This window comes from Arthrobacter sp. 10N44_2 (assembly GCF_056394385.1).
This window is the reverse complement of the sequence record NZ_JBFTHT010000006.1, coordinates 1-18,190: the sequence shown is the minus strand read 5'-3', so window position 1 is coordinate 18,190 and position 18,190 is coordinate 1. Positions and strand designations below refer to the sequence as shown.

Sequence of the window (18,190 nt, the reverse complement as noted above, 5' to 3'; positions counted from 1 at the left end):
CCGCCCACCCAAACCACTACGCCTGGAGCTGCCGTGAACAACCCGGACCTCACCCTTGCCGCCGAGACCCGCTCCCCCGTGGGCGTCCCGCCGGTGGAGCCCTTGTACCTGCGCCGCTCCGGAACGTCCCTGCTGATCGACTTCAGCACGGGCGAGGCCGCCATGCTGCACTTCGGCGCCGACCTCGGCCCGGCCCTGCCGGATCTTTCGCTGTTGGGCCAGGCCGTGCCGCACTCGGCCCTCGACGTCCCGGTGACGCTGGGACTGATCCCGCAGGCGTCCTCCGGCTGGCGCGGGCGCCCCGGCCTCCGCGGCCACCGGAACGGCCAGGCGTTCTCGGCCCGTCTGCGTGTTGTCAGTGTTGAACGTTCCAGTGCTGAGCTGTCCAGCGGCGAGCGGTCCCGCGGGGCGGACTGCTCGGCCGTCATCACCCAGGCCGACCCCGAGGCCGGTGTCAGCGTCCGCACGGAGATCAGGATCAACGACGGCGGCCTGCTCCAGCTCCGGCACCGGCTCGACAACGACGGCGCCGGTCCGTACAGCCTCGACGAACTCGCCGCCGTGCTGCCCGTGGGCCGCGCCGCCACAGAAATCCTGGACCTGACCGGCCGCTGGTGCCGGGAGTCCCACCCCCAGCGCCTGCCGCTGCGCCAAGGCACATGGGTCCGCTCGGGCCGGCACGGCCGGACCGGCCACGACGCCTCGCTCCTGCTCGCGGCCGGAACCCCCGGATTCGGGAACCGCCACGGGCAGGTCTGGGCCGTGCATCTGGGCTGGAGCGGCAACCACGAGAGCTTCGTTGACGCCGCCGCGGACGGCCGGACCGTCCTGGGCGCCTCGGAACTGCTCGGCGCCGGCGAGATCAGCGTGGAAGCGAACGCCAGCTACGAGACCCCGTGGCTGTACGCTGCCTACTCCGCCGCGGGCCTGGACGGCATCAGCGATGCCTTCTACAGCTGGTTCCGCGGGCGCCCGCACCACCCCGGCGTGCGGTCCGGCAAAGCCCGTCCCGTGGTGCTCAACGTCTGGGAAGCGGTCTACTTCGATCACCGCCTCGAGCCGCTGCTCGAACTCGCCGAAGCGGCCGCCGGTCTCGGCGTGGAACGCTTCGTCCTCGACGACGGCTGGTTCCGCGGCCGCCGCGACGATCACGCCGGCCTCGGCGACTGGTACGTCGACGAGGACCTGTGGCCCGAAGGCCTGACTCCGCTGATCGACGCCGTTACCGGCCACGGCATGGAATTCGGGCTCTGGGTCGAACCCGAAATGGTCAACGAAGACTCGGACCTGGCCCGCGCCCACCCGGACTGGATCGCCGGCCCGGCCGGCCGGCTGACTGGCCGGCTGCCCGTGCAATGGCGGCACCAGCAGGTCCTTGACCTGGTCAATCCGGCGGCCTGGCAATACATCTTCGACAGGCTCGATGCCCTGTTGAGCGAATACCGGATCAGTTACCTCAAATGGGACCAGAACCGGGACCTGGCCGAGATGGGCCACGCCGGCCGGCCGTCCGTGCACGCCCAGACTCAGGCCGTCTACCGGCTCCTGGACGAGCTCCGCAAGGCCCACCCCGGCGTCGAGATTGAAAGCTGCTCCTCCGGCGGGGCCCGCGTGGATCTCGGCATCCTGGAGCGCACCGACCGGATCTGGGCCTCGGACTGCAACGATGCCCTGGAACGGCAGACCATCCAGCGCTGGACCGGCGTGGTGGTGCCGCCGGAGCTCGTCGGATCGCACATTGGCCCCACCACGAGCCACACCACGGCGCGAACGCACGATCTCTCCTTCCGGGCGATCACGGCGATGTTCGGCCACTTCGGCCTCGAATGGGATGTCCGGCGCCTCGACGATGCCGAACGTACCGAGCTTGCCCGAGCCATCGCACTGTTCAAGCAGTACCGGCCGCTCCTGCACAGCGGGCGCATGGTGCGGGCCGATGAGCCCGATCCGGCCCTCCGGCTGCACGGGGTCGTGTCCCACGACGGCGGCGAGGCCCTCTACGCCCTGGTCTCGGTGGCGACGCCGTTCGCCGAAGTCCCGGGGAAGGTCTGCCTGCCCGGGCTGCTCCCGGACACCGCGTACCGGGTGGAAGCGGTCTACCCGGCGGCCGGGGACCGGCGGGCGTTCCTGCAGGCGGCGCCACCGGCGTGGCTTGCGGGCGGCGTCGAGGCCTCGGGACGCTTCCTGGCCGAATCCGGGCTCCCAATGCCGGTCCTGAACCCGGAACACGGGCTGCTCCTGGCAGTCCGCCGCGCCACCGCCGCCGCTCCGGCCGCCTATCCAGCCGCTAACAGCGCACACCCCGTGAGGAACCCCTAGCATGGGCCAGATTACGAAACGCTCCCACAAGCTCTCCGACGGCCGGGACATCATCTACTTCGATGATGCCGATACCGCCCTGCCCCCGCACCGGGGCGAGGATCTCCGCGCGCCGGCGGTCCGGCCGCCCACGGCCACCATGCGCCAGGACGCCCTGACCGGGGAGTGGATCTCGATCGCGGCCGCCCGGCAGAACCGGGTGGTCCTGCCGCCCTCGCACTTGGACCCGCTGGCCCCGGCGTCGCCGGAGAATCCCTCGGAGATTCCGAGCCTCTACGACGTCGCCGTCTTCGAAAACAAGTCCCCCTCCTTCGGGCCGGACCTGGCGGGGGCCGCCGCGCCGGAAGGCCTGGATGACCTCGCCCGGGTGGGGCTGGGGCGCAGCCGGCAGTCCGTGGGCCGGTGCGAAGTGGTGTGCTTCTCCCCGGAACACACCGGCTCCCTGGCGGGCCTGCCCCTGTCCCGGATGCGCACGGTCGTGGAAGCCTGGGCGGACCGGACGGCCGCGCTGTCCGCGCTGCCCGGCGTCGAACAGGTCTTTCCGTTCGAGAACCGCGGCGAAGCGATCGGCGTGACGCTGCACCACCCGCACGGACAGATCTACGCCTACCCGTACATCACGCCGCGCACGGCCCAGCTGGTCCGCACGATCGAAAGTTACGGCGGCGCGCTGTTCGAGGACATCCTCAGCTTCGAGCAGAAATCCGAGCGGGTGCTGCTCCAGGGCGAGCACTGGACGGCGTTTGTCCCGTTTGCCGCGCGCTGGCCGCTGGAAGTGCATATCCTCCCGCACCGGCACGTCCCGGACCTCGCCGCCACGACCGACGAGGAACGCGATGAGTTCTCCCTGCTGTACCGCCAGCTCCTGCGTGGCGTCGATGCCCTCTACGACAGCCCCACGCCGTACATTTCGGCGTGGCACCAGGCTCCCGTCCACGCCCACCGGGACGACATCCGGCTCATGCTGCAACTGACCTCGCCCCGCCGGGAGGAGGACAAGCTCAAGTACCTGGCAGGGTCGGAAGCCGCGATGGGGGCATTCATCGCGGACATCCCGCCGGAAACGGCCGCCGCCCGGCTCCGGGACGCCATGGAGGCAGCATCGCCGCCACCGCGTACACCAGGGCTCGAGCCATTCCGCACAGAACTCCCAGCAACAGAACAGGAAGCAGCCCAGCCATGAACGAGGTCCTTGAACGGGAAAGTGGGTACTTTTCCAGCGAGTTTGGGGGCGCGCCGGACGGCTTGTGGTCGGCGCCCGGGCGGGTCAACCTGATCGGTGAGCACACGGATTACAACGAGGGCTTCGCGTTTCCGATCGCGATCGACAAGCGCACCACGGTGGCGGCCCGCGTCCGCGCAGACCGTCTGCTCCGGGTCACCAGCAGCTCTTTCCCCGGCGTCATAGAGGTAAGCCTCGACCGCCTGGACCCGGATAGCCTCACCGGCTGGGCCGCGTACCCCCTCGGCGTGGCCTGGGCGATGTCCCGGGCGGCAGCAGCCGGCGCCGGTTCCGACGTCGCGTCCGGTTCAGCAGCCGGTTCCGGCGTCGCGTCCGGTTCAGCAGCCGGTTCCGGCGTCCCGTCCCGGATGTCCGGCCTGGACCTGGCGCTGACCTCGGATGTCCCGGCCGGCGCCGGGTTGTCCTCCTCCGCCGCAATCGAATGCGCGGTGGCCCTGGCCCTGAACGATCTCTGGGACTTGGGGCTGGGCAGGCCTGAACTGGCACGGATCGGCCAGCTGGCCGAGAATCGGGTGGTCGGCGCGCCCACCGGCATCATGGACCAGTCGGCCTCGCTCCTTGGCGAGCCCGATCATGGCATCCTGCTCGATTGCCAGAACCTGTCGACCGAGCCGGTTGCCCTCGGCTTCGCCGGTGCCGGGGTGGGGCTGCTCGTGATCGACACCCGCACCAGCCATTCCCATGCCGACGGCGGCTACGCCAGCCGCCGCCGTTCCTGCGAGGACGGCGCCCGCCGCCTGGGCGTCGGCAGCCTGCGGGCGCTGGGCCCGGACGATCTTCCCCGCGCCGCGGCACAGCTCGACGGACAGACCTACCGCCGGGTCCGGCACATCATCACGGAAAACCAGCGGGTGCTCGACACCGTGACGGCACTGCGGACCTCCGGTCCCGCCGCGATCGGGCCGTTCCTCAACGAATCGCACGAGTCCATGCGCGACGACTTCGAGATCTCCACCCCTGAGCTCGACCTCGCCGTGGCCAGCGCGCAGGGATTGGGCGCCATCGGCGCGCGCATGACCGGCGGCGGTTTCGGTGGCGCAGCCATTGCTCTGGTCCGCAACGACGGCGCCGCAACGGTGGCCGCGGGCGTTGCCCGCGACTTCGCCCGGGCCGGATACGCGGCCCCGCACATCTTCCCCGTCACCGCGTCCGAGGGCGCCCGCCGGGAACTGTAGCCCGGAAGGCCCCAGGTCGTTATGCCCGCACGAGGCGGGCGGCGTCGGCCAGAAGTTCCACAGAACGGAGCCGGGGTTCGGTCCCGGTGCTCTGGTGCGCCACGATCAGTTCGTCGGCGTCGGCGTGCGCCGTGAACTCCTCGAGGTACGCCAGGACGGCCTCGGGGGTGCCCACCGCGGAGTACTTCATCATCTGCGCCATCTGCTGGCCCTGGGGCGAGTCCAGGATCATATCCGCCTCGTCGTCGCTGAACACACGGCCATTGCCGAAGAACAAGGAAACCCTGGCCCGCTTGGTGGCCTGGAACATCGCCTGCGCCTCAGCGGCGGAATCGGCGGCAATGACATTGACTCCGGCGATCACGTGCGGGGCCTCGAGCTGCGCGGAGGGCCGGAATTCGCGGCGGTAGACCGCCACCGCATCCTGCAGCGCGTTGGGCGCGAAGTGCGAGGCGAACGCATAGGGCAGGCCCAGCTGGGCGGCCAGCCTGGCGCCGAACAGGGAGGACCCCAGGATGTACAGCGGCACGTTGGTGCCCTTGCCCGGGGTGGCCTCCACGCCCTGGATGCGGGTGGGGCCGCTCAGGTAGCCCTGGAGCTCCAGGACGTCCTGCGGGAAGCTGTCTGCCGACATCGGATCGCGGCGCAGGGCGCGCATGGTGTTCTGGTCGCTGCCCGGCGCCCGGCCCAGGCCGAGGTCGATCCTGCCCGGGTGCAGGGTCTCAAGCGTGCCGAACTGTTCGGCGATGGTCAGCGGCGAGTGGTTGGGCAGCATCACGCCGCCGGCGCCGAGCCGGATGCTGGAGGTGTGGGCCGCGACGTGGGCGATCAGCACACTCGTGGCGGACGAGGCGATCGCGGACATGTTGTGGTGCTCGGCGTACCAGATCCGCCGGTAACCCCGGTCCTCGGCGAGCTGCGCCATGGCCACGCTGCCGGCGAAGCTTTCCGCCGCCGTCTGGCCCGGGCCGATGGTTGCGAGATCAAGAATGGAAAGCGGAACAGTCACGGAAAAGCCGGCCTTTCGTAGCGGAGCAGTGTGCGGGCCGGAGTTGGGACTGCGGTCCTGGGTGGCACCGGGTTTCCGGCGCGGGCACACTGGGGTCAACGACGGCGGCCCCCGGGATATTTCTGCAGGCGGCTCAGTGGCACGAGTAGTTGTAGTCAAGGCCCCCGGAGATGTACTGCGTCATCGAGACGCGGCTGTTCGGGGTGAGTCCGGGGCGGGCGCAGTTCGCCTTGGCCCCGGCCGCCGATCCCGCTCCAGCGAGCCAGCTCGGCAGACCTGCCAGCGGGCTGGCGAACTTCACGGTTCCGGCGATCTCCCCCCACTGGTAGGCGGTGGAGTAGAGGCCCACGCGGGCGCCGATCTTCTTGAAGTAGGCGGCCATGCCTTCCAGGACGGCGACGTTGGCGGCTTTGTCTGTCTGCCAGGTGTTTTCCGTTTCCACATCCAGCCACCAGAGGTAGGACTGCGGGTTGCTGACCCCGCGGCGCTTGGCGTCGTCGGACGCCTTGGCCCACCCATACATATAGGAGCAGGCTTTGAGCGACCCCAAGGCGCAGTTGCCGTAGGGGTTTGTGACCTTCACCCCGTTGTAGGTGTTCAACGTGGGCCACCAGGACCCCTGCCGGGCGGGGTTGGCCGTGTTGACGTACAGCGCCACCCTCGGCTGCGCCGTCGCTGCCGGGGACTTTGCGGTCTTGGCCCAGGCCAGCTGGCTTGCCAGGCACGGGTTCGTGTTGTTGGCCAGGCCATGGTTGACGCCGACGATCGCGAAGGCCGGCTGCTTTGGGAGGGTCTTCCCGCATTGCGGCCAGGACACATCGATTCCGGATCGCGAGGTACTGGCCGTAGTGGCCGAAGCGGGGCTTCCGCCCAGCATTACAAGGCCGAGGGTCACGGCAAAGGCCAGCACGATGCGCGGGAACGAGTTGGGCATGCCACAGTCTAAGGCAAAATCGCAGAAACGCTAATCGGTGGCGTAATTCCGCCACGGCGCAGGTTTTGCCGCCGGAATGCCCGGAACGCACGCCTGCAGGCGCCCCCGCATCGACGGGCGGGGACGCCCCGTTAGGGAGCCTTGGAATAGTCAGCAGACTGAGGATGTTCACTTTCCTATGAGCCACGACAATTCACAGCATCCGGAAAAATCCGCCACGATCGCCCTCAAGGATCTGGGAACCGTCCACCGGCTGGGCTTTGGCGCCATGCGGATCGTCGGCGACGGCGTCTGGGGCGAGCCGGCAGACCGCGCCGCCGCGGTCGCCGTCGTGCGCCGCGCCGTGGAGCTCGGCGTCGACTTCATTGACACCGCAGACTCTTACGGCCCCAACATCAGCGAGGAAATCCTCGCCGAGGCGCTGCATCCCTACCGGGACGGCCTCAAGATCGCCACCAAGGTGGGGTTCACCCGCACCGGCCCCGACGTCTGGGTTCCGGTCGGCCGGCCCGAATACCTGCGCCAGCAGACGGAACTGAGCCTGCGCAAACTCAAGGTCGACTCCCTCGACCTCCTGCAGCTGCACCGGATCGACCCCAAGGTGGACCGCGACGAGCAGTTCACCGTGCTTCGCGATCTGCAAAAGGAAGGCAAGGTCAAGGCACTCGGCCTCTCCCAGGTCAGCGTCGAGGACCTGGAGGAAGCCGGGAAGTACTTCACCGTCTCCACGGTGCAGAACCGCTACAACCTCACCGACCGCAGCTCCGAGGACGTCCTCGAGTACGCCGAGGAGAACGGCATCGGCTTCATTCCGTGGGCGCCGATCTCCGCTGGCGAGCTGGCCCGGCCGGGCGGACCGCTCGACGAGGCGGCGAAGCGGCTGGGCGCCACGACTTCCCAGGTGGCGCTGGCCTGGCTTCTGCGCCGGTCCCCCGTCATGATGCCGATCCCCGGCACCGGCTCCGTCAAGCATCTTGAAGAGAACCTGGCCGCCGTCGGCGTCGTCCTCGACGACGCCACCTATGCGGAACTCGAAGCGACCCGCTGAACCGCGCCGCTTCCCATATTTCACCTTATCCACCGTCCGCCGGCCCTGCCGGCAGAACAGGAGCAGCACCATGGCTAAAAATATTCTGATGGTTGTCTCGGCAGCAGATTCCCTGACGATGCGCGACGGCAGCGAACACCCCACCGGGTACTGGGCCGAGGAGCTCGTCGTCTCCCACCGGACCCTTCTCGACGCGGGCCACACCGTGCACATCGCCGCTCCTGGCGGCAAGAAGCCGACGGTGGATGAGGTGAGCCTCGCGGCCGAGTCTGCCGGTGGGCAGGACCGTGCGGATAGCTTCCGCCGCTACATCGATTCCCTCGACGCCGAACTGTCCAACCCGCTGGTGCTGGCCGACGTCGACGCCTCCGCCTACGACGCCGTCGTGATGCCGGGCGGCCACGGGCCGATGGCCGACCTGTACCAGGATGCCGACCTTGGCCGCCTGCTGACGGCCGTCAACACGGCCGGCAAGATCATCGCGCCGTTCTGCCACGGTCCGGCCGGGCTGTTGAGCGCCACGGACGACGACGGCGCGTTCACCTTCGCCGGACGCCGCCTCACCGTCTTCACCAATGAGGAGGAGCTGGGTGGCGGCACGGGACCCAATACACCGTGGTTCGTGGAGGACGTCCTGAAGGAGAAGGGCGCGGTAGTGGAGAACGGCGCGGCCTGGACGTCTCACGTTGTGCGGGACGGAAACCTCATCACCGGGCAGAACCCGCAGTCCAGCGAGGACGTGGCCAAGGAGGTCCTCAAGGCCCTCGCCGAATAAGCCACTCCTAGCCGGGTCCGGGAACCCCGGACCCGGCTAAGCTAACCGCATGGCCATCAAATCCACTGCAGACAAAGTCGCCACGATCGTCCAGGGCTACACTTTGGACGGCCCGACGATCGAGCTCGGCGCGGCGATCGTCGACGGCGAACTCCACAAGGAAGCCTCCGTCCGGCTGCCGCTCGCGATGATGAACCGGCACGGCCTCGTGGCCGGGGCGACAGGCACGGGCAAGACCGTCACGCTGCACATGATGGCCGAACAGCTTTCCACCGCCGGCGTGCCCGTGTTCCTGGCCGACATCAAGGGCGACCTCTCGGGCCTGGCCACCGCCGCCACGGGCACCGAAAAACTCCTGGCCCGCACGGAGAGCATCGGCCAGGCCTGGTCGGGCAAGACTTTTCCGGTGGAGTTCCTGGCCCTCGGCGGCGACGGCAAGGGCATACCGGTCCGCGCCACCATCACCTCCTTCGGCCCCATCCTGCTCTCCCGCATCATGGACCTGAACGAGACCCAGGAATCCAGCCTGCAGCTCGTCTTCCATTTCGCGGACAAGAAAGACCTGGAGCTGATCGACCTCAAGGACCTGCGGGCCGTGATCCAATTCCTGACCTCGGCCGAGGGCAAGGACGAACTTGAAGAACTCGGCGGCCTCTCCAAGGCAACCGCCGGCGTGATCCTGCGCGAACTGATCACGCTCGAGGCGCAGGGTATGGAGAAGTTCTTCGGCGAACCCGAGTTCGACACCGCCGAACTGCTGCGTACCGCGCCGGACGGCCGTGGTGTGGTGAGCTGCCTGGAGCTTCCGACGCTGCAGACCAAGCCCATGCTCTTCTCGACGTTCCTCATGTGGCTGCTGGCCGACCTCTTCGAGGACCTGCCCGAGGCCGGGGACCTCGACAAGCCCAAGCTCGTCTTCTTCCTCGATGAGGCCCACTTGCTGTTCAACGGCGCCTCGAAAGCCTTCCTTGATGCGATCACCACCACCGTCCGGCTCATCAGGTCCAAAGGTGTCGGAATTTTCTTCGTGACGCAGACCCCCAAGGACGTCCCCGCGGACGTCCTCGGCCAGCTGGCAAACCGCGTGCAGCACGCCCTCCGCGCCTATACCCCGGAGGACGCCAAGGCCCTCAGGGCCACCGTCTCCACCTTCCCGACCAGCGACTACGACCTCGAGGAGACCCTCACTACCGCCGGCATCGGCGAGGCCGTCATCACAGTCCTGAATGAGAAGGGCGCGCCGACCCCGGTGGCGCTGACCCGGCTCCGCGCCCCGGAGTCCGTGATGGGTCCCAGCACCGACGAGCTGATCTCCAGCACCGTCGCCGCTTCCGCCCTGCTGCCCAAGTACGGCACCGCCGTCGACAACATCTCGGCGTACGAGAAGATCGCCGCCGAAGGCGGTGACCGCACAGGCGCTGCCCCCACCGGGCCGGCGGCCGGGACCGCACACCACGGCGGCGCCCGGGACGGCGGCAGCCAGGAATCCGCCCAGGGCGGCGGTTTGGACCCCCGCGCCATCGACGCCGAAGCCCGGCGGATCGAGGAGGAAATCCTTGGCCGCCCCAGCAGCCGCCCCGCGCCGGCGCCCAGGATGCCCGACGATGACAACGTGGCCGAGCGGCGTGCCCCCCGGCCGGCGCAGCCGCCGGCCGGCGGTGGCGGGGGCATTGGCGGCGAACTCGCAGGGGCCCTGGGCGGTGGCCTTCAGAGCATGGCCCGCTCGCTGGGGACCCAGCTTGGCAGGGAACTGCTCCGCGGCGTCTTCGGCACTTCCTCCAAACGCCGCCGCCGCTAGGGATCACCGCGGCGGCATCCAACCGAACGTTCCCTGCCCGTGGGCCGGGCGGCCTTCAGCCATGCTCCGCGTCACAGATGCGGACTGTGACACCGGGATTCCTGTGGGGTACAGGTAACGTAAGAATGGTGCAGATGAGTCAGGCGTTGGTCAAAATCGCAGCAGTGTGGCTGCTGGGACTGATGCTTGCCGTTGCCGGGGCCATCGTGTCGATCAACCTGGTGAACGACTCCATTGCCGGGCCCCAGCAGCCAGTCCGCGAATATTTGAGTGCCCTGCAAAAGGGCGATGGCGAAAAGGCGCTGGGCCTGTTGCGCGCCTCCGTGCCACAAAGCAACCCGGCGATGCTCGACGGCACGGCCCTACAAACCGCGGCGGCACGCGTCTCCGACGTCAAGCTTGGCGCCGCGGAAGAGCGCGGTGCCAATCAGGTCATGGTGCCCATGGAGTACACAGTCGACGGCAACAAGTTGCGGACCGAGTTCCTGTTGGAGCGCTCCGGCACCGAGTGGCTGTTCTTCCACAAATGGTCTTTCGTCCCCTCTGAGCTGCCCGTCCTGGACGTCACCGTGGTCAACTCCAGCGAGGCCACCCTCAACGGCGTGCCGGTGAACATGCCCAACGGCCGCAACTCCTTCGCAGTCTTCTACCCGGGCGAGTACGAGGCGACCCTGAACGGCCAGTATTTCTCCGCCCCGGCCACCCGCGCCACCGTGTCGGCCGCGGACGCGCCTCCGGCCCCGCTGAACCTGCTGACCGAGGCCACGGGCGCCCTGAAGGAGGCCGTGAGCGGCAAGGTCAAGGAGTTCCTGGACTCCTGCGCGGACGAGGCCGACAAGCAGCAGAAGCTGCAGCCCAACTGCCCGTTCTACCACGCCACCAACAACCGCGTGATGGACGGGACCATCGACTGGAGCATCACGGACTACCCGAGCGTCAGCATCGAGCCGTTCGGCGGCCGCTGGGTGGTGGCGCCCCTCGACGGCAAGGCCCGGATCAAGGCCCGCCAACAGGATCTGTTCTCGGGCGCCGTGTCCGACATCGACTCCGTCCACGATTTCAGCTTCACGACCCGTCTGGACATCGACGGCGACACCGTCAAGCTCACGCCGCAGCTGGACTACTAGTACCCGCCGGGGCTCCGCGGCCGGAGGCCCGAAGAAAGCCAAAAGGCTGCTGTCCGTGATTCAGGGTCACGGACGGCAGCCTTCGGCTCAGCCTTGGCGCAGCGGCTCAGTCCATTCCGCGCAGGTCCAGGACCAGCTCGGTGTCTCCGTCGGCCTGCAGGAGCACGGGGATTCCCCAGTCCTGCTGGTAGAGGTGGCAGGCCGCATGGTCCGGGATCTCGCCGTCGGCGTCTTCGGGCCCGTCACACGCGGCCGCGCGGGCGGTGATGTGCAAGACGCCCTCGGGGACGTCGGAGGAAAGCTCCAGTGTGCGCAGGAGCCCCACGGACGTCCCGCCGCCGGAGACCAGCAGTTCGGGGGGTGTGGACGAGATCTTCAACTGGGTGGGATCGCCCCAGCGGTCGTCCAGCTTCTGACCGGTGGGCGCCGTGAAGCGGACCGCCAGTTCGAGCGGCCCAGGCGCCACAGGGCTCTTGGGCCGGTGGGTCTGCGCCGCACCCTCGTCCACCTGCTGGGCTTCCTTCGGGATGGGCACGTACACGAGCTGGTGCTTGTTGGCCTCGACCACCACCAGCAACGGTTCGGATCCGGCGACCTGGGTGTGGTCCACAATCACATCCGAGGGCTCGGACAGTCCGCGGGCCAGCGTGGAGACCGTGCCCGTTGCGGGGTCGTAGCGGCGGACTGCGCCGTTGTACGTGTCCGCGATGGCCACCGAACCGTCAGGGAGCACCGTGACGCCGAGCGGGTGCTGCAGCCGCGCCTCCGCGGCGGGTCCGTCGCGGAAGCCGAAGTCGAACAGGCCCTTGCCCACCGCCGACTCGACGGTGATGCTGCCCGCGTCATCAATCACGAGTTTGCGCAGGGCGGAGGTCTCGGAGTCAGCCACCCAGATGTTGCCGTCCGCGTCTTCGGCGAGGCCGGAGGACTGGGCGAACCAGGCTTCAGCGGCCGGGCCGTCCAGGAGCCCTTCGAGGCCGTTGCCGGCGATGATCTTTACGGCCCCGGAGGTCGGGTCGAAGCTGAAGATCTGGTGCACTCCCGCCATCGCGACCACCACGGCGTTGAGCTTGGTGGACCAGACGACGTCCCACGGCGAGCTCAGGGACACCGCGAGCGGGTCCGCCTCGAGCCGGGTACCGTAGGCGGCGCCTTCCTCGTCCACGCGGGCCGGGCCGGTTTCCAGCAGCCGCTGCACGCCGTTGCCGGCCAGCGTCCGGACGGCGCCGTCCGCGAGGGACAGCCCGCGGAGCCGGTGATTCACGGAGTCGGCAATGACGACGTCGTAACCGACGTCCGCGGCGACATCCTCAGGCAGCAGCACCAGGCCCTGCGGTTCGTTGAACCGGGCGGTGGCGGCGTTGCCGTCGGCGTGGCCCTTTTCGCCCGAGCCGTACGTGGCCAGCACGGTCTGAAAGTCGGTAGAGAGTTCCACGAGCCGGTGATGGCCGGTGTCGGTCACCAGCCACGAGCCGTCGCCGGCGCCTCCGACGCCGCGGCCGGCGGGCAGGAACAAGGCCTTGCCCGGGAAGCGCAGTGTTCCCGACGTCGGTTCCGGCGCCACATAGGGGCCGTCGCCCCGGTGCAGGGTGCCCCTGGCTTCGTGTTCGGCGATCAGCTCGGGGATCAGCACGGCGAGGCCGTCCGCGTGGCCCTCGCCGGAGAGGTGCGCCACGATGTAGCCCTCGGGATCGATGACCACCAGGGTCGGCCAGGCCCGGGCCGTATAGGCCTTCCAGGTGTCCAGCTCGGGGTCGTCAAGGACAGGGTGGCGGATCTCGTAGCGTTCGACGGCGGCCGCCAGCGCCACGGGATCGGCCTCGTGCTCGAACTTGGGCGAATGCACGCCGACCGTCACGAGGACATCCGAGTACTGCTGCTCGAGCGGGCGGAGTTCGTCCAGGACGTGCAGGCAGTTGATGCAGCAGAACGTCCAGAAGTCCAGCAGCACGATCTTGCCGCGCAGGGATTCAAGGTCCAGGGACTTGCCACCGGTGTTAAGCCAGTTGCGGCCCACCAGTTCGGAGGCCCGGACCCGGAGGTGGGTGCGTACGGTTTCGGTCATGAGCGTCCTTCCAGCTTTGAATTGCGTTCGGCAAGCCTGGCGTCGCGCTCGGCCAGCTTGGCAAACATATCGTTGTAAGCGGTGAGATCGGCGTCGTTATTCCTGTCCGCCGCCCGGTCGGTGCGTTTGGACTCGCGCGCGTCGGAGCGGGACCACATCACGGCGACACCGATCGCTACCAGCAGGGTTGGCACTTCGCCGATCCCCCACGCCACGGCACCGCCCATCTGCTGGTCCAGCAGGGCCGCGGGGCCCCAGGTCCGCCCCAGGTTGCCGAAGTAGTCGGCGGCCAGCAGTCCGGTGCCGCCCATGATGGCGACGCCGAAGAACGCGTGGAAGCCCATGGTGGCCAACAGGAGCAGCAGCCGCATGGGGTACGGTGCGCGGCGCGGCAACGGATCGGTGCCGATCATGGTGAGCACGAAGATGTAGCCGGTGAGGGCGAAGTGCAGGTTCATGAGTTCGTGGCCCACGTGGTCCCGCATCGCATAGCCGAACGCGTCCGAGTAGTAGAAAAGCACGATCGAGCCGGCGAAGTTGGCGGCCGCGAACAGCGGGTGGGTCACCAGTTGCGAGAACTTGGAGTGGATGAAGATCATGAGCCACTCGCGCGGGCCGCGGGAGCTGTCGCGCCGGGGGGTCAGCGCCCGCAGTGCCAGCGTCACGGGGGCGCCGAGGACCAGGAAGATGGGGGCCACCATGGTCAGGGCCATGTGGTCCACCATGTGCGCCGAAAACAGCACCCTGCCATAGACCGACGGCGGCCCCGAGGTCACGTAGGTGAGGACCATGAGTCCGATCACCCAGTTGACCGTCCGGAACCAGGGCCACGAGTCGCCCCGCTTCAGCACCCTTCGTACGCCGAGGAGGTAGGACACCAGGCCAAATACGACGACGGCGATCCAGAGCCAGTCGAGCCGCCACTCCGTGAGCCATCGGTCCGGGGTCAGTTCCGGCGGCAGCTCGTAGCCCGAGAGGATGAAGGCAGGCGAAGCGTCGGGGGCGAAAGTGGTGGGCTGCGGCGGGGCGGAACGCCCCAGCGCGACGGCGATCCCGGACGTCGCTCCCATGATGATCAGCTCCACGATCACCAACTGCCACAGCACCCGGCGCGCGGACCTGCCCATGGCGCGGTTGCCCAGCTGCGGGATGACCCAGCGGCGGTGCATGAGCCCGATGCCGCCCAACACCAGGACCGCTGCCGTCTTGGCCAGGATCAGTTGCCCGTAGGCCGAGCCGAAGAGGTCTGCCCATGTGGTGAGGCGGATGCTGGCGTTGATCACGCCTGAGGCGAAGACCAGCGCGAAGGCAAAGCCGGCCAGGGATGAGAACCGGCGCAGGGTTGGCTCGGTGATGTCTGCAGTCCCCGACGCTGCCCCCGAGGTGCGGCCGCCGGCGCCCGTGCCCTCCAGGACCCCGGAGAGGACTGCGAGCATGATGATGCCGCCCACCCAGGCCGATACGCCGACCAGGTGCAGGCCGAGCGAGTTGATGGCGCCCTCGTGGTCGCTGGAGCTGGAGGAGTGTCCGATCAGGGCAGCGGGAACCAGACCGATCAGCGAAAGGACCAGTGTCAGTGCCAGGCCGCCGCGGGAGCGCACTCCGAACAGGGCGGTGGTAACGACGGCGGCGATGATTACGACAGCCAGCCACGCGCGTCCGGTTTCGATGTCCGTCATGAAGTAAACGAGGGAGCGGGTGAATTCCGGATCCCCGGAGATGCCCTGCCCCGCAATGTCCGCGTAGCCCAGGACCAGCACGGTGATCGCGGACAGCGTCCAGACGGCGCCGGCGGCCGCTGCCACGGCCAGCGCCCGGGTGAAGGCCGGATGTTCCGGGGCGTCCTGCTCCTTGGACCGGGAGCCGTTCCTGTTTCGCGGCAGGATGCCGACGGCGAAGATGAGGCCGCCGATCACGGTGGCGACAGCGACGTTGTGGATCGCTTTGCTCACCGGAAGCCCCCAGCGCACCAGCGCCCCGGGATCTGAGACCTCGCGGGCGGCTGCTGCGCCGGAGAAGATAAGTGCCGCTACCAGGCCAATAAACAACGCGCCAAGGCCTGCGATCAGCCAAGGCCGGGCAATCCCGGCGGGACCGGAGCCAGGGCCGCGTGCGTCCCCGGGGGGAACGGGCGCTGCGGTTGTGGGCGTGGGATTTACTGCGGAAGGCACACCTCCATTGTCCGCTACGCCGCCTAGCTCAGCGAATCGGCGCCGGCGGCTGGGCCTCTGGGGATCCGCCCAGCCGGCCCGGCCCTCAAAGGACTGCGGATTGGTCGGGAAGGCCGCCCGGCCGGGCTAAGACCGATTAGGGACCGGGTTAGGGACTGGCCGGGGACGCAAAAGGAGCGGCAACCCGAGGGTTGCCGCTCCTTTCAAGCCTGCGAAGAAGACTACTTCTTCTTGGCGACTGCAGCCTTCAGCTTGGAGCCGGCGGTCAGCTTGACGCTGTGGCCAGCGGCAATCTGGATGGTCTCGCCGGTCTGCGGGTTGCGGCCGGTGCGAGCTGCACGGTCGGTGCGCTCTACGGCGAGCCAGCCCGGGATGGTGATCTTCTCGCCCGCGGCGACGGAGGTCTCGAAGACCTCGAACAGTGCGTCGAGCACGGAGTTGACTGCTGCCTGGCTGGTGCCGGCCTTGCCTGCTACCTCTGCAACAAGTTCACTACGGTTCTTAGCCATTTATGTCCTCCTGGACGGTCACGATTTTTGGAGCCTGCACACGGCATGCGTACAAACCACTGTTCGAAAACTTACCAGCTTGGCGCCTCAGAGGTGGCAAATTCCGCGTGTTTTCGGCCTTTTTTGGGGAAAATCACTGGAATCGGGCGCCGATCGCCGTCAAATTGCGCCGAGAGCGGAAGCCCCCTCGTCGGCGCCGTTTCACCGAGTTCCGCCGCGGTCCCCGCCGGCGTACTTTGTGCCGCCAGGTAGCCACCCCGGGCGCTGCCCGCTGCTGACCCGTCCCATGGTCTGTAAGTCTTTACCCGGCTGCTCTGTGAGTGGCCGGCAGTCTGGTGCTGTGGCCTGGCTTGGGCGTGGCTCACCCATGGTATTGCCTCCGAGGGGAATCTCCCGAAGTGCGCTTGCTTGGATATGTCCGCCCTAGCCGGGTCCGGTATCGGTTCGCCAGGGAACGGACCGCAGCCATTAATGCTCTCACCGCACTCCTCCGCGTCGTCGACCTCGGCGTCGACGCCCGTAAGCCCTTGACCGTCACACAGATCAACACCATCGCAGCTTGGAGGGAACGGGACGAGGAATTCGGAGTTCAAACCTGCCGCTGCGAAGCAACGCGGCTCGCGAAGCAGATCCTGATACTGCAGGAGCAAATGGCCAGGAACCACGACGAACTCGAGTCCCTTGTGCAGCAAGTGCACCCGGCTCTTTTGGGTATCTACGGCATTGGACCCGTGCTTGCCGCAATCATCCTGACCGCATGGTCACACACCGGGAGGATTCGCTCCGAAGCGGCGTTCGCAGCCCTGGCCGGCACCTGCCCGGTCCCGGCGTCATCGGGCAGTAGCACCTGATGCCGCTCGAACCGAGGTGGGGACCGCCAACTCAGCAAAGCGATTTACACCATCGCCCTCATCAGAATGAAGCGTGACCAAAGCACCCAGAACTATGTCGCCAAACGAACAAGCCAAGGACGAACCAAGAAGGAGATCATTCGTAGCCTCAAGAGATACATCACTCGCCAGATCTACCGCGCTCTCAACCACGCTCACCCTGCACCCACGTACTGATGAGGCCTAACTCTTGGTGTTCTAAGACTGCTTGGCACCATTCAAGGATTTGAACTGGCCGCCGAGCTCTTGCGCCAGGCCCTTCAAGTCCATACCGCTCGGAGACTCCTGAAGTGCCTCGGACATGTCCACGACCATCCAGTTTTTACCCTCCACGATGGCTAAAGGCTGGGTGCTGTCCGCATACAGCTGCTGCTCAGCATTTCGGGCCTCTTCGGTCTTGAACCACTCGACCTGTACACGTTTTGAACAGACGGCGTATTCGGCCGTGTAACCGGCCAGCTCCGGATTGATGATGGGGGCCGTTTTGGGCGCTTCCTCGCAGCCAATGACATCGGCAACGGCTCGGCGGGCTTCCTCGATAGAGCCGAATTCCGTATGCTGCGGGGACTGCGAAGACCGGGCATTCGAGGACTGCTGCGCCTCCATGCCACAGGCTGTTAGGACGCAGATCAGCCCCAGCGTTGTGGTAGTAGCGGCGTACTTGAACTTGCCTGTGATCATCACCGGACACCCCCCAAGGTCAGTGGACTAATACTTGCACAACGCCAGGAACTTAATATGTAGGGGGCCAGTTCCAAGGAGCTGGTTTGTCCTTTCGCTGCGCTGGCTGCGCCATCAGAACCCGGCTTGACGAATTTAGAAGCATCCTGGCGGGCAGTGAGGGGATGCCTTGGCGGGTCGACGCCGGCACCGGCCTTGGATGCCCTGCCGGCTGCCCGGGGATGTGGGGCGCTCGTAGCGGGCCCTGGGGCCGCTGTTATGGCAGGCCGTGTACCGGACCGGTTTGGGGGCAGCCGGGGGTTATAGGACAAAACGTGTGTATGGATTGGTCCTGCTTCCCAGTGACGGCGGGGCAAATCAGGGGTAGCTAAGCTTTGAAAGCTTAGGGTGGCTGGGGTGCTTGTATATCTCTGACATGTCTGGTTTGCGGACGGGCGCTGGTCCGG

Annotated in this window: 14 protein-coding genes; 8 read left to right on the top strand and 6 right to left on the bottom strand. The window is 67.7% G+C overall.

Translation table 11 applies throughout. The features are described 5' to 3' along the window. The first annotated feature begins 93 nt into the window (after nucleotides 1-93). The 3 genes from AC1DBX_RS08530 to galK are packed head-to-tail and all read left to right on the top strand — an operon-like array spanning nucleotide 94 to nucleotide 4,737. Nucleotides 94-2,319 carry an alpha-galactosidase gene (locus AC1DBX_RS08530; protein ID WP_476931615.1) on the top strand — a complete coding sequence of 742 codons (2,226 nt, stop codon included), beginning with the start codon at nucleotides 94-96 and terminating at the stop codon, nucleotides 2,317-2,319. 1 nt (nucleotide 2,320) lies between these two features. Then, nucleotides 2,321-3,502 carry a galactose-1-phosphate uridylyltransferase gene (gene galT, locus AC1DBX_RS08525; protein WP_476850788.1) on the top strand — a complete coding sequence of 394 codons (1,182 nt, stop codon included), beginning with the start codon at nucleotides 2,321-2,323 and terminating at the stop codon, nucleotides 3,500-3,502. Continuing rightward, nucleotides 3,499-4,737 (top strand): galactokinase, encoded by a 1,239-nt coding sequence (gene galK / locus AC1DBX_RS08520; RefSeq protein ID WP_476857292.1) that lies wholly within the window; start codon nucleotides 3,499-3,501, stop codon nucleotides 4,735-4,737. The genes galT and galK overlap by 4 nt, the downstream gene beginning before the upstream one ends. 19 nt (nucleotides 4,738-4,756) lie before the next feature. On the opposite strand, the gene AC1DBX_RS08515 is transcribed toward galK, so the two are convergent. Both AC1DBX_RS08515 and AC1DBX_RS08510 read right to left on the bottom strand, forming a co-directional pair. Then, a complete protein-coding gene (locus AC1DBX_RS08515; protein WP_028278201.1) occupies nucleotides 4,757-5,746 on the bottom strand; it encodes an LLM class flavin-dependent oxidoreductase in 990 nt (329 codons plus the stop codon). A gap of 133 nt (nucleotides 5,747-5,879) precedes the next feature. Beyond that, on the bottom strand, nucleotides 5,880-6,680 hold the full coding sequence (locus AC1DBX_RS08510; protein WP_476931535.1) for a glycoside hydrolase family 25 domain-containing protein: 801 nt from the start codon (nucleotides 6,678-6,680) through the stop codon (nucleotides 5,880-5,882). A 178-nt stretch (nucleotides 6,681-6,858) separates the two neighbouring features. Here AC1DBX_RS08510 and AC1DBX_RS08505 point away from each other — a divergent pair, with 178 nt between their 5' ends. The 4 genes from AC1DBX_RS08505 (at nucleotide 6,859) to AC1DBX_RS08490 (ending at nucleotide 11,428) form a co-directional block, all read left to right on the top strand. Next, nucleotides 6,859-7,728 carry an aldo/keto reductase gene (locus tag AC1DBX_RS08505; RefSeq protein WP_476931534.1) on the top strand — a complete coding sequence of 290 codons (870 nt, stop codon included), beginning with the start codon at nucleotides 6,859-6,861 and terminating at the stop codon, nucleotides 7,726-7,728. Between the two features lie 70 nt (nucleotides 7,729-7,798). Then, nucleotides 7,799-8,503 carry a type 1 glutamine amidotransferase domain-containing protein gene (locus AC1DBX_RS08500; RefSeq protein ID WP_476931533.1) on the top strand — a complete coding sequence of 235 codons (705 nt, stop codon included), beginning with the start codon at nucleotides 7,799-7,801 and terminating at the stop codon, nucleotides 8,501-8,503. 49 nt (nucleotides 8,504-8,552) lie between these two features. After that, on the top strand, nucleotides 8,553-10,301 hold the full coding sequence (locus AC1DBX_RS08495; RefSeq protein ID WP_476871780.1) for a helicase HerA-like domain-containing protein: 1,749 nt from the start codon (nucleotides 8,553-8,555) through the stop codon (nucleotides 10,299-10,301). Between the two features lie 134 nt (nucleotides 10,302-10,435). Further along, the gene (locus AC1DBX_RS08490; protein ID WP_476857287.1) at nucleotides 10,436-11,428 is read left to right on the top strand and encodes a hypothetical protein; all 993 of its coding nucleotides are present in this window, start codon (nucleotides 10,436-10,438) and stop codon (nucleotides 11,426-11,428) included. 106 nt (nucleotides 11,429-11,534) lie between these two features. Here the strand turns inward: AC1DBX_RS08490 and AC1DBX_RS08485 are convergent, their stop codons facing one another. The 3 genes from AC1DBX_RS08485 to AC1DBX_RS08475 form a co-directional block, all read right to left on the bottom strand. Then, on the bottom strand, nucleotides 11,535-13,493 hold the full coding sequence (locus AC1DBX_RS08485) for an NHL domain-containing thioredoxin family protein (protein WP_476931532.1): 1,959 nt from the start codon (nucleotides 13,491-13,493) through the stop codon (nucleotides 11,535-11,537). Then, a complete protein-coding gene (locus tag AC1DBX_RS08480) occupies nucleotides 13,490-15,664 on the bottom strand; it encodes a bifunctional copper resistance protein CopD/cytochrome c oxidase assembly protein (protein WP_476860381.1) in 2,175 nt (724 codons plus the stop codon). The genes AC1DBX_RS08485 and AC1DBX_RS08480 overlap by 4 nt, the downstream gene beginning before the upstream one ends. Before the next feature lie 221 nt (nucleotides 15,665-15,885). Continuing rightward, nucleotides 15,886-16,173 (bottom strand): HU family DNA-binding protein, encoded by a 288-nt coding sequence (locus AC1DBX_RS08475; RefSeq protein ID WP_011776355.1) that lies wholly within the window; start codon nucleotides 16,171-16,173, stop codon nucleotides 15,886-15,888. A gap of 398 nt (nucleotides 16,174-16,571) precedes the next feature. Here AC1DBX_RS08475 and AC1DBX_RS08470 point away from each other — a divergent pair, with 398 nt between their 5' ends. Further along, nucleotides 16,572-17,024, top strand: coding sequence for a transposase (locus AC1DBX_RS08470; protein ID WP_476931531.1), 453 nt, complete (start codon nucleotides 16,572-16,574; stop codon nucleotides 17,022-17,024). 237 nt (nucleotides 17,025-17,261) lie between these two features. Here the strand turns inward: AC1DBX_RS08470 and AC1DBX_RS08465 are convergent, their stop codons facing one another. Then, nucleotides 17,262-17,744, bottom strand: a complete 483-nt coding sequence (locus tag AC1DBX_RS08465) for a hypothetical protein (RefSeq protein ID WP_476931530.1) — start codon at nucleotides 17,742-17,744, stop codon at nucleotides 17,262-17,264. Between the last annotated feature and the right edge of the window lie 446 nt (nucleotides 17,745-18,190).

What these genes read in the sequence shown, in the direction of transcription:
- AC1DBX_RS08485 (WP_476931532.1), bottom strand. Translation starts at nt 13,493, where the DNA reads ATGACCGAAACCGTACGCACCCACCTCCGGGTCCGGGCCTCCGAACTG.
- AC1DBX_RS08490 (WP_476857287.1), top strand. Translation starts at nt 10,436, where the DNA reads ATGAGTCAGGCGTTGGTCAAAATCGCAGCAGTGTGGCTGCTGGGACTG.
- galT (WP_476850788.1), top strand. Translation starts at nt 2,321, where the DNA reads ATGGGCCAGATTACGAAACGCTCCCACAAGCTCTCCGACGGCCGGGAC.
- AC1DBX_RS08510 (WP_476931535.1), bottom strand. Translation starts at nt 6,680, where the DNA reads ATGCCCAACTCGTTCCCGCGCATCGTGCTGGCCTTTGCCGTGACCCTC.
- AC1DBX_RS08475 (WP_011776355.1), bottom strand. Translation starts at nt 16,173, where the DNA reads ATGGCTAAGAACCGTAGTGAACTTGTTGCAGAGGTAGCAGGCAAGGCC.
- AC1DBX_RS08495 (WP_476871780.1), top strand. Translation starts at nt 8,553, where the DNA reads ATGGCCATCAAATCCACTGCAGACAAAGTCGCCACGATCGTCCAGGGC.
- AC1DBX_RS08465 (WP_476931530.1), bottom strand. Translation starts at nt 17,744, where the DNA reads ATGATCACAGGCAAGTTCAAGTACGCCGCTACTACCACAACGCTGGGG.
- AC1DBX_RS08505 (WP_476931534.1), top strand. Translation starts at nt 6,859, where the DNA reads ATGAGCCACGACAATTCACAGCATCCGGAAAAATCCGCCACGATCGCC.
- AC1DBX_RS08500 (WP_476931533.1), top strand. Translation starts at nt 7,799, where the DNA reads ATGGCTAAAAATATTCTGATGGTTGTCTCGGCAGCAGATTCCCTGACG.
- galK (WP_476857292.1), top strand. Translation starts at nt 3,499, where the DNA reads ATGAACGAGGTCCTTGAACGGGAAAGTGGGTACTTTTCCAGCGAGTTT.